At 58.5% G+C, this 455-nt stretch carries 1 protein-coding gene; it reads left to right on the top strand.

Features of this window, described 5'->3' with window-relative positions; all coding sequences use genetic code 11:
• Window positions 1–5 precede the first annotated feature (5 nt).
• Window positions 6–455: transglycosylase domain-containing protein (locus O7B34_RS32000; protein WP_337149738.1), on the top strand; the 450-nt coding region annotated here is incomplete at its 3' end.

Here is a 455-nt window from a genome sequence, read left to right as displayed (position 1 = left end):
GCACTATGGGTCGCAAATTCAAGGAGCTCCTCCTGGCCGTGAAGACGGGCAAGGAGGTCTCTAAGAAGGACATTCTCTCCGGATATCTCAACACCATCTACTTTGGCCGGGGAGCTTATGGTGTTCAGGCTGCCGCTCGGGCTTTCTTCTACACCGATGCTTCGACGCTCGCCCTGTCTCAGTCGGCGGTGTTGGCTGCGGTGCTCAACAGCCCGTCGAATTTCGATCCCAGCGGTGGCGTAGGCGCTCGCGAGAGGTTACTCCAGCGATACCGGTACGTTCTCGACGGAATGCTGGAGGCCGGCAATATCACCCAGGCTCAGCACGACGAGGCTTATCGGCAGCTGCCGAAATTCCCGAAGGTCCCCGACTACAACCGATGGGCGGGAACCGACGGCTACCTCATGAAGTTGGTTTACGACGAGCTCATCGCCAGAGGGTTCTCCGATCAACAA

The sequence above is a fragment of the Mesorhizobium sp. Cs1299R1N3 genome (genome assembly GCF_037179625.1).
Lineage (GTDB): Bacteria > Pseudomonadota > Alphaproteobacteria > Rhizobiales > Rhizobiaceae > Mesorhizobium > Mesorhizobium salmacidum.
This window is presented reverse-complemented; position numbering and strand designations above follow the sequence as displayed.